The sequence below is a fragment of the Bacteroides sp. OM08-11 genome (genome assembly GCF_003438665.1).
GTDB lineage: Bacteria > Bacteroidota > Bacteroidia > Bacteroidales > Bacteroidaceae > Bacteroides > Bacteroides cutis.
Map to the genome: position 1 here is coordinate 1 of NZ_QSTJ01000014.1, position 9,138 is coordinate 9,138.

The 9,138-nt window shown below is 36.1% G+C and carries 10 protein-coding genes; 2 read left to right on the forward strand and 8 right to left on the reverse strand.

Going from position 1 to position 9,138, the window contains the following annotated elements; all coding sequences use genetic code 11:
* Positions 1–433 precede the first annotated feature (433 nt).
* Together DXC10_RS16080 and DXC10_RS16085 are read right to left on the reverse strand one after the other, a co-directional pair.
* Positions 434–748 (reverse strand): helix-turn-helix domain-containing protein, encoded by a 315-nt coding sequence (locus tag DXC10_RS16080; protein ID WP_007851388.1) that lies wholly within the window; start codon positions 746–748, stop codon positions 434–436.
* A gap of 5 nt (positions 749–753) precedes the next feature.
* Positions 754–1,101: a type II toxin-antitoxin system RelE/ParE family toxin gene (locus DXC10_RS16085; RefSeq protein WP_007851390.1), complete on the reverse strand. Its 348-nt coding sequence runs from the start codon at positions 1,099–1,101 to the stop codon at positions 754–756.
* A gap of 391 nt (positions 1,102–1,492) precedes the next feature.
* On the opposite strand from DXC10_RS16085, the gene btgA reads away from it, so the two are divergent.
* Together btgA and btgB are read left to right on the forward strand one after the other, a co-directional pair.
* Complete coding sequence (gene btgA / locus DXC10_RS16090; RefSeq protein WP_007851392.1) at positions 1,493–2,098, forward strand: mobilization protein BtgA; 606 nt, start codon at positions 1,493–1,495, stop codon at positions 2,096–2,098.
* A complete protein-coding gene (gene btgB, locus DXC10_RS16095) occupies positions 2,095–2,973 on the forward strand; it encodes a mobilization protein BtgB (RefSeq protein ID WP_007851393.1) in 879 nt (292 codons plus the stop codon). Before btgA ends, btgB begins: the two co-directional genes overlap by 4 nt.
* A 417-nt stretch (positions 2,974–3,390) precedes the next feature.
* Here the strand turns inward: btgB and DXC10_RS16105 are convergent, their stop codons facing one another.
* The 6 genes from DXC10_RS16105 to DXC10_RS16130 form a co-directional block, all read right to left on the reverse strand.
* Complete coding sequence (locus tag DXC10_RS16105; RefSeq protein WP_007851396.1) at positions 3,391–4,890, reverse strand: hypothetical protein; 1,500 nt, start codon at positions 4,888–4,890, stop codon at positions 3,391–3,393.
* 13 nt (positions 4,891–4,903) lie between these two features.
* A complete protein-coding gene (locus tag DXC10_RS16110) occupies positions 4,904–5,476 on the reverse strand; it encodes a hypothetical protein (RefSeq protein WP_007851399.1) in 573 nt (190 codons plus the stop codon).
* 147 nt (positions 5,477–5,623) lie between these two features.
* Positions 5,624–7,261, reverse strand: coding sequence for a LuxR C-terminal-related transcriptional regulator (locus DXC10_RS16115; RefSeq protein ID WP_007851401.1), 1,638 nt, complete (start codon positions 7,259–7,261; stop codon positions 5,624–5,626).
* A 20-nt stretch (positions 7,262–7,281) separates the two neighbouring features.
* Positions 7,282–7,803 (reverse strand): hypothetical protein, encoded by a 522-nt coding sequence (locus DXC10_RS16120; RefSeq protein ID WP_007851403.1) that lies wholly within the window; start codon positions 7,801–7,803, stop codon positions 7,282–7,284.
* Positions 7,804–7,904: 101 nt separating this feature from the next.
* Positions 7,905–8,096, reverse strand: a complete 192-nt coding sequence (locus tag DXC10_RS16125; protein ID WP_007851405.1) for a hypothetical protein — start codon at positions 8,094–8,096, stop codon at positions 7,905–7,907.
* Positions 8,097–8,109: 13 nt separating this feature from the next.
* Positions 8,110–9,087, reverse strand: coding sequence for a replication initiation protein (locus tag DXC10_RS16130; protein WP_032943496.1), 978 nt, complete (start codon positions 9,085–9,087; stop codon positions 8,110–8,112).
* Positions 9,088–9,138 lie beyond the last annotated feature (51 nt).

Here is a 9,138-nt window from a genome sequence, read left to right on the forward strand (position 1 = left end):
AAAAAAAAAAACTCTCGCGGTTTTTTCTCGTTTTTCTCAAAAAAAAACGGAAATTTCTCGTTTTCTCTCGGAAATTTCTCGTTTTCTCTCGGAAATTTCTCGTTTTTCTCAAAAATGACACTTTGTAACTCATTGAATATAAATATATTGCAAAGCAAAAAAACATGCCGAAAAAGTAACTAAAAAGAAACTAAAAATTACCGTAAAGCAATGGAGCGTTTCTTTTTTGGTTTATAGAGGTTGCTTCGCTCCACTTTTCACCTTGTTTTTGATACGATAAATTTCCGAAGAAAGGAAGAGAGTGGAAATAGGTAAAGCCAAGTGCAACGGATTGAGAGGATTTTTCCGCGTGTTAAAATTTGTATAAATATGATTTTTTGTGTGTAATATGAGAAGTTTTCCGGGAGCGAAAACGCATCCCGGATATAGTCAGTTACCATAATGCAACTTTACCCATGCTTCCGATTTCAAGTTTAGCACTTATCCCCATAGCCTTAAAAACTCTTGCAATGGTGGAAAAGGTTAAATTCTTACCGTTTTCAATTCGGGAGATTTGAGCCCGCTGCACTCCTATCAAATTGCCTAATTCCTCTTGGGTTAAGTTCTTTGATTGGCGAGCCTGTTTAATGGCTTCACCTATCAAAAAAGAGTTAAGTTCTTCTTCGTAGGCATCACGTTTGGGAGTACCTTTTTCTCCGATGTATTTATCTTCGATTTCTTCGAGTGTATAAAATTTCTTTGCTTCCATACGCTTTATCTTTTTGAATTAAAATAATCTTTTCTAATCTCTTCGGCTTTGGCTATTTCTTTGAGGGGTGTCTTTTGGGTTTTCTTGATAAACCCGTGCGTTGCGATTACCAGAGTGTTTATCTTATCGCCCTTATCCCAAAAAGCAAGAAGCCTGTACTTGGTTTTGTTATAGAACGTTCTGAACTCCCAGATATCCGTATCATCCAATTTCTTGAATAAATCAGGATCAAGTACAAAGGTGGATTTACGAATATTGCTAATGATCTTCTCACGTACCTTGTTGGGCAATCCGTCTAAAAACTCTTGGGCTTCGTTGGATAATTTGACCTTGAATCTTGATTTTGCTTCCATATAAAGTTTTTTAGTGTTGCAAATATAACAATTTGTTTCCATATAACGAAACAAAATATATTTATTTTATGCAGCCTGTTGTGCCGTTTTGATGTGTTTTTTGTTTGTGGAATAGGTTCTTTCTTAGTGCCTCGCTCCGACTTCTCCTCGTCCCCCTTGTACGAGCTTTCGCCGTACCGCAGGGGAGGGTGTTCGTCGATTGCTCGGCAGTCGAAAAGAACAGCAAGAGGAAACCGGGCTTTGCCCTGTTTTTCCTCTTGCCCTACGGGATTACGGCTGAATATCAGCCGTTTAAGTTTTTTAACCACAATTAGTTTGAAATTGTGGTTAAAATTATACCTTTGTAAATCAGAGATTTAATAATATAATTAGCAATTAAAATCGCAATTGTATGGATAAAGAAACAACCACTTCTGTCACCATTGATCGAAAAACGTTTGCCCGGCTTGACAGGCTGGCAAAGTCCAATAATGTATCAAAGAAAGACTTCCTTTCCTGTGCGCTGGAATACTTCGAGAAGTACGGCATCAACCCGGTTGAACATGAAAGTCCGGCAAAGGAAATGCAGAAACTTATCAAACGCTGTGATCAGGTGATAGCGTTCATCAGGAAGCAGGAGCAGGATTTCTTGCGTCCGGCTTGTGAAGCCATGGGCAGTACAAGCATGAGAGTGACCATGAGCATGGACTCGATACTTACGGAAAAAAAGTTTAGCCAATACCAAAAGGACAATGACCTATTCATGCGTGATCTTGCAAGCCTTGCCGGGATAAGGGAGCAGGCTTTGGACCGGGCGGAAAAGGTAGTCGGTCAGTCGAGGGATATGCTTCTGAAGAACCAACAAGCCATTTATGCAAGGCTGGAGGCTGTGACGCAAAGGCAGGAGAAGATCTTCTCCTATATCGCAAGCTACATCGACGCGAAAGGAAAAGCCGGGCTTTTCGATGATATAAAAGCCTTGTACAAGGACGAGAAGAACAAAAGGGAAAAGATATGAACGTGAAGATACAGGGAGGCGGTAACGGCACATACGCCAATACAGGCAGTTGTGTTGCGGTGACGAACTATCTCCAGCATGAGGATCTGGAGAGGATGAAGAAAGGGGAGGAGGTGCAGCCGTTCTTCAACCAGTTCCGGGACTACGTGAGCGCAAGGGAGGTCACATTCAAGATAGACAACAACAAGGCGAAGTTAAGCCGGACTGACGCAAAGTTCTATGTTATCACCGTCAGCCCTTCAGAGAAGGAGCTGCGCTGCATGGGCAGGACTCCGCAGGAGCGTGCGGAAGCCTTGCAGCGGTACATCCGGCAGGACGTGATGAGAAACTATGCAGAGGGTTTCGGAAAAGGCTTGAGAAGCGATGATGTGGAATATTACGCAAAGATCCATTTCAACCGGGACGGTGACAGTGACAGCGATATGCACGCACATATCATCGTCAGTCGGAAAGACCGGAGCAACACCAAAAAGTTAAGCCCTAAAACGAACCACACCGGAAAGAAGAACTGCGGCAACGTGAAGGGAGGTTTTGACCGGACGGATTTTTTCCGGAAGTGTGAAAGCTCTTTTGATCGGTGCATGGGGTTTGACCGGGAGCCGGAGGAAAGCTTCGACTATCTTAACGCTGTCAAGAACGGAAGCCCGGCGGAAATAGCCCGGCAGGTGGAACGTGCGGAACGCATCAGAAAGGAGAAATGGGACAATCTCAAAGCGGAGCTTCAATCCCGGCAGGAACCGGAGAAGTCAAAAATTCAACAGGTGGAGAAAACGCCGGACATCGAGCAGCCTATTCCCAAAAAGAAGCAGCAGGAGGAAGATCTGGAACTCCTGAAGAAGCCAAAAAGGAGCAGAGGTTTCGGAATGGGCATGTGATTTTTCTATTTTCCGGCACAAAGGTAACTCCGCACAGAGTATTTGTAAAGGGACGTTTCACTCTCCGGGTAAAAAATCTCCTGTGCTCGCTTCGCTCGTGCGGTATTTTTTACCCTTCGCCCTTGACAAATACTCTGTGCTTCGCTGGCAGGTGTTTAGGAAAAAAGAAAAAACATTGGTGATGATGCTATTTAAGATAGTAGGGCTTATGGTATGGGCAATATACTGAATTTTCTGTTGCTCGTTCATTACAATTAGGGTATGCGCATTTATAATTTCCTGTTATTATTTCAAGCATTGTTGAGCATGACGAGAACAAACAGAAACTTAGGACTAAAAAAATAAGATACTTTTTTTTCATACAATAAGTGAAGGGAAGGAGCGTATATATTAACTCCTTCCCTATTTTGTTTAGGATTATTTTTTTTCTATTTTTGCTCCAATCCAGCCATCACCATCTTTGGTATATACAATAGCCTCACAGGATACAATTTCTGGCTTACCAACAAAATCATTGTCTCCTAGATCTGCTCCTGGAGTTGTTTTATCTCCTTTGATTTTAATGGAAAATACAATGTTTCTATAATATCTAAGGAATGTTTCTTTTACTCTATATCCTCCCCCGTTCCAAGAGAGATCATTTCTAAATAAAGAATATGCAGTTTTCTCTCGTTGTGATATGCAAACTAATTGTGTACTTTGTGTTTTATGACTATTAACATAGCTTTTTAGGAAATTAGCTCCTTGACGTATAAGAGCATCTTCGATTTTCTTTGATATATTTGTTGTTCCAAAGAAATCATCTATAACTGAAATATATGGAATAATGAATTTATTTTCTTGTTTGCTATGGTTATATTCAGGATTCCATTGATTTGAAATTCCTCCAGTTAGACTGTTTGAAGCGTTAGTGAAATTATTGTGCTTAATAGCTTCTTGCCATTGTTTCTTTAGAAACTCTTTTCTATTTTCATCTAGTACAGTATCAAAACTGGGATTCTTGATTTTTTGTTTTACAACGAGTGATGCAACTCCATAGTATATACCATCATCCCAATGTTTCATGTGTCCCCATTTCATACCATGCCATAACTTTTTCATGACCTTACAATCAAGTCCAATACTTACTGCAAATCCATAGTCATTTCTGTATAGAGAAATATATAGTTTTCTTTTTGAATTAGATTTAAATCTTAATTTCGTATGTCCTAGATAGCCCGGATTAAAGTGTATGACCTTATCTATAAGGTTTACATCAGCTGTTCCTATTGTGGGGAATGATTCTACGACAGATTTAGGTATACCTCCATCGCTTGCGGAACGTGTGAGAGTTTCAGTCCCATTGTTTTCTACTAATAAATCATCCTCGTCATTTTCAAAAAAACTATCATCTGTAATAGGATTGTTAGTCTCTTTATCCCATAGTCCGTAAGTGTCTATAAGTTTAATGTTTCCATATTGTTTCGTATTATTGGATAACGGTTTGAATTCAGAAATATTTTCTAAAGATTTGATTAATTCTGATTTATTTGAAATATGAGTAAATAGTGTACCATATTTAGTTGCTTTGTAAAGAGTATCATTGATAATTATTTCTAGATCTTTATTGAAAAAATTTCTATATTTTTCATCAGGAATAAGAAAACCAATATATTCATTATCTGCATTTTCATTGTTTTCCTGTTCATAGATATTTTCCGCAGAAACAAAAGATGAACTTGCTCTTGTTAAAATAGGATTATCCAAGTCGAAGTTTTCTATTGTTGATAAGAACTCTTCTGAATTTTTAAAACTAAGAATTTCTGAATCTTCTTTTGATTTAGGAGTCTGTAGCTCTTGTACATTTTCAATAGGAAGTTCATTGTTACATGAACACAAAATAGCTGTTAAACAGATGATATAACTGATTTTTTTCATATATGTGAATTTATTAAAATGAATATCCAAAACTAATATAAGGGTAAATAAATGGTTCTTTTGTTATACCGTGTTTATCATTAAAACTAAAAGAAGGGCTTAATCCTATTCTAAATAGAAAACCTTTAGTTGATATGTAACGGTAACCTATATTAGAAAAGAAATAATATCCAAATGTTGTATTGGAAGTGGAACTTATTGTTTCATATTGTTCCTTTGATTCTTCTATAAAAGAAATGTGTTCGTTATATATTCCAAGATTAGAACCTAATCCAAGTTCTAATTTGTGCTTATTTCCAGAGGTGAGGAAGTTAACTTCAATAGGGAAAAATAGCCCTCTATTAGAGTTAGATGCTTTAATAAAAGAATCCCCTCCTTGAAAATAAGAAATACCAATCCTATATCCCCATGGGGATATAGGAGTAAATCTTGAATCGAAAGAAACTCCAATAAGGTTAGAAGCTCCTAAAAACTCTATATAGATATTTTTATCTCTCGTCTTTTTGAAAGATAAGGTGTCCTGTGCGAATATATTTGCAAAAACACCTATAGCAAACAATGCAAGTAAAAAACCTTTTTTTATCATATAATTTATTGATTTTGAACGTTGCAAAGTTAGACTTAATACTTCAAATCGCCATTTGTAAGCTTTTTTGTGAATTTGTAAACTTAATATATAACTATTTGATAGTTAAGGTGCATCACAAAAAAAAGATTGTAAAAGTATAAGCTGTCATTGGAATGGAGGAGCAGACCTTAAAAAAGCTATTATATTAGCACCTTCAGGAGTTTTAAGTTTCTTTCGGATATTGGTTTTATATTTGTGTACAGAAAAAATACTTTGCATCCATATAGCTGCAATTTCTTCTGTCTTGAACCCTGCAACCATCATACAGCAAAGTTGTAGTTCTTTTTCATTTAGATCTGAAAAGTTATCTTTCAGCAGTGTATAAAAATTATCAAAAGATAAATCAATGTGTTTATAAAAATTGTCCCATTGCGTAGTTAGTAAAGAATTATTTTGTGTAATATTGAATCTGTTTAATTCTTTTATAAATTTAGCACTTTGTTCTTTTTGCGTATATCTCAACATTGCAATTTGTTTGGCTATTTCAAAATCACGTAAGATGAACATTTTTGCTTCATCTTTTATATTATTTAAGCCTTCCAATGTTTCTATTTGTTGGTGAAGAGCCACAATTTGGTAAGCTTGTTTTCTTTTTTTATTGATGTAGATTAATAGCCCTATGCTTGCTATAAAAAGAGAACTTAAAGCAGCATATTTGTATGTAGATAATTTCTTTTCATAATTTTTTTTATCGCAAAAGTGAGTATATGCTTGAATAGCTTCATCTAAAGAACTTCCATTCAAGTTCCTTAGAAGAATTTCATATCGTTCTATTGCCTTATACAGGCAATCAATTTGATTGTCTATATAATTATTTTCTCTAGCAAATTCTGCACACAGTTTATAAAATTCTATTTCAGCAAAATTGGTTTCCGAATCTGTATCATATTCTATAGCTAATTTTCTATGTTTATTAGCATTTGCTAAATCATTTATGGAGTAATAGCAATAAGTTAGTATAGAATGGCAGACAAACAAAAAATCATCTGTTTGGCTTAATATTATAGCTTCCTGTAATTTTTCGATACATAGTGCCCATTGTTTAGTCTTAAATAGCGTAATACCTTGTAGGCATTTTATCTCATTATAATAAATGTTGTTTTTATCAATGGAGCTTTCTATTAAATTCAATAGCTCGTAGGACTTTTTATGATTTCCTATATATAAAAAACTTTTTGCCGTTTGTACTTGAGTTGATATATCCATATCCCTAAATGCAATATCTTCAATACACTGGTTAGCTAATGTTTGATATTTGATAAATTTCAACATGTTGTATTTGCGGATATACATATCTCCTAGATAGCCATATAGACAACATAGCCATTCTTTATCCTCTATTTGGCTTGCTATATCTATAGCTTTTTCTATAGCTTGCACCTCCATTTTTAAGTTTTTTTCTTTTTTGTATGTTTTGGCAAGAAACAAAAGGGATTCAAGTTGTTGTTGAATTAGTTTCTTTTTTGTGAAAATATGAATACTTTTTTGTAATACTTCTTTGGGTGGGTAGTAATTATTTACATAGTAGTTGGCTAATGAAACTAATAAGAAATGAGTTGCTTCTTTTGAGTTATTAAGATTAGTGACTTGGGTTGAATCAATTTTAGAAAGATATAATCGAGGATTATTTTCTAAGAGTGTTATTTGATTATTAAAAAAGTCTTCTTCCTCATTGTTTTGTTGGCAAGATGTCTGTACTAACAAAATGATGATAACTAAAAAATATATAGATTGTTTTTTCATAGTATTATCAATAGGTTTGATTACAACTCAGTTTTTACATGTATTTTTCCGAAAATTTTTTGTTCGTCACGTACCCGACACAGTTCTCGATGTGCCTTTTTCTTATATTCTAGCAAAGCAGAGTTCTCAGAGCGTAACCGGGTAATCTCCCTTTCTTGTTCTTCGTTTTTGGCTTCTGCCTTTGCTTTTTCTTCGGCAGCATGGGCAATCAGTTCTGGTGCCGGAAGCTGTTTAGCGGTCTGTTCCCGGACTGCTAGCAATAGCTGGCGTACCGCTTCTGTTCCCTCGTTGTGCTGTTCCATGATCTTTGCAGATTGTTCCAGCCGCCCGGCAACCTTTTCTAATGGGGAGAGGTCAAATGCTTCACCTCGAAGGTCGAATCCAGTTCTTTGGAAATAATCAACGGACAACTCGACAAATTCTTTGCGAGTTATACCCGTACCGTTTAAATACTCGTCTAATTTTTGGGCGTACTCTTGGCTTATCGCTATGGTGGTAAGCGGTGTTTTCCTCTTTTGCTTGCTTTCCTGTCCTTTTTCCATTGCTGTAAATGCTATATTTTGTTACAAAGGTAGTTATAAGTTTTATTATTGCAATTTATTACATGTGTTATAGCAATTTATTGCGATTATAGCAAAATAAATCACTCTGTTATTAGCTGGAAGTCATGGTAAACGCCTCCTTTTCTTCCGTAGGCTTCCGGACATGGTTCGGTGAATACCACTGTTACGAATATTGTCCCAGCAAACTTCTCTATCTCTGTAACCATTGCCTGTAAATCCCTGCCATAGCCGTTAATTTCGGCTGGCACGATAACTTTATCACCTGTTTTCATACTTGTATGTTTTTTATTCTATACCAAAATCTTCCATTAAGCAAACCCGGATGATAGCTCCTATTTGTTTGGCTGGCTTGTCTATATATTGCTCAAACTTCTTTTGTATTTTTTGCGCCACCTGTACGGCTATTTCCGGGTGTAACTGTACAGCGTTCACTACACGTTTAACATATCCTTTGTCACTTTTAGAGAATCTCGAAATAGTGGTTGTTATGTAGATGATCGCTTGTTTGGCACTTTCGTATTCCAATAGCTTTTGTTGTTCGGTTTGACGGCTGTGTATGAAAAAGTTATAAGAGAGTGCTTCTTTACCTTTCTTTTCCCTTATGTCGAAATCGAAGTATAAATCACATTGTCCGGCATCATATAGGTTTTTTAATTCTTTAGCTGGCGTTTCAAGTACCCATTTTTTAAAATCGAAAGAACGTGGATATTTGTTTTCCAACATGAACATTTCCCGTAGCTCATTGACAGCATAGAAAAAGAAACCTTTATTTTGATATTGGCAGCATAGTTCATAGAAACGTTGGGTAAATGTGCTTTTGAGTGCGATTGCTACTGTCATGGAGTAACTCGTGAAGTTTTGGGCGAGTTCCACGTAATAGGGTAGTACCTCTTTGGATACTTCCACTTCAAAATATGATTTATTTTTGATATGCTTAACGTAATTGACAAAACCGATACTCAGCCACATCTTTTCGTTATTAATCTCTATATCACGATTTCTAAGCCGCTTTAGCGCATCATAGATATTCTTCATTTTAGTATTATCACCACATTTTTGAAGTTCTTCCTCTTTGATTGTGATTATAAGATTTTCAAACAAAGTTCTTTGTCCGTCCTCTTGTTCGATATAGTTTGCCCGTATATTGCGAATGATGCAATATAACGCACGCTTTTCGATAAGGTCGAACTTATAACGGGCAGTTGTGAGTGCATTATCTTGAGATAAGATAATATCTCGTTTCTTTTGGTCTTTCTTTGCCATACGCCGAATATTTTCCACAAAATAAAATATATAAAACGAGAAAAAAAAAAA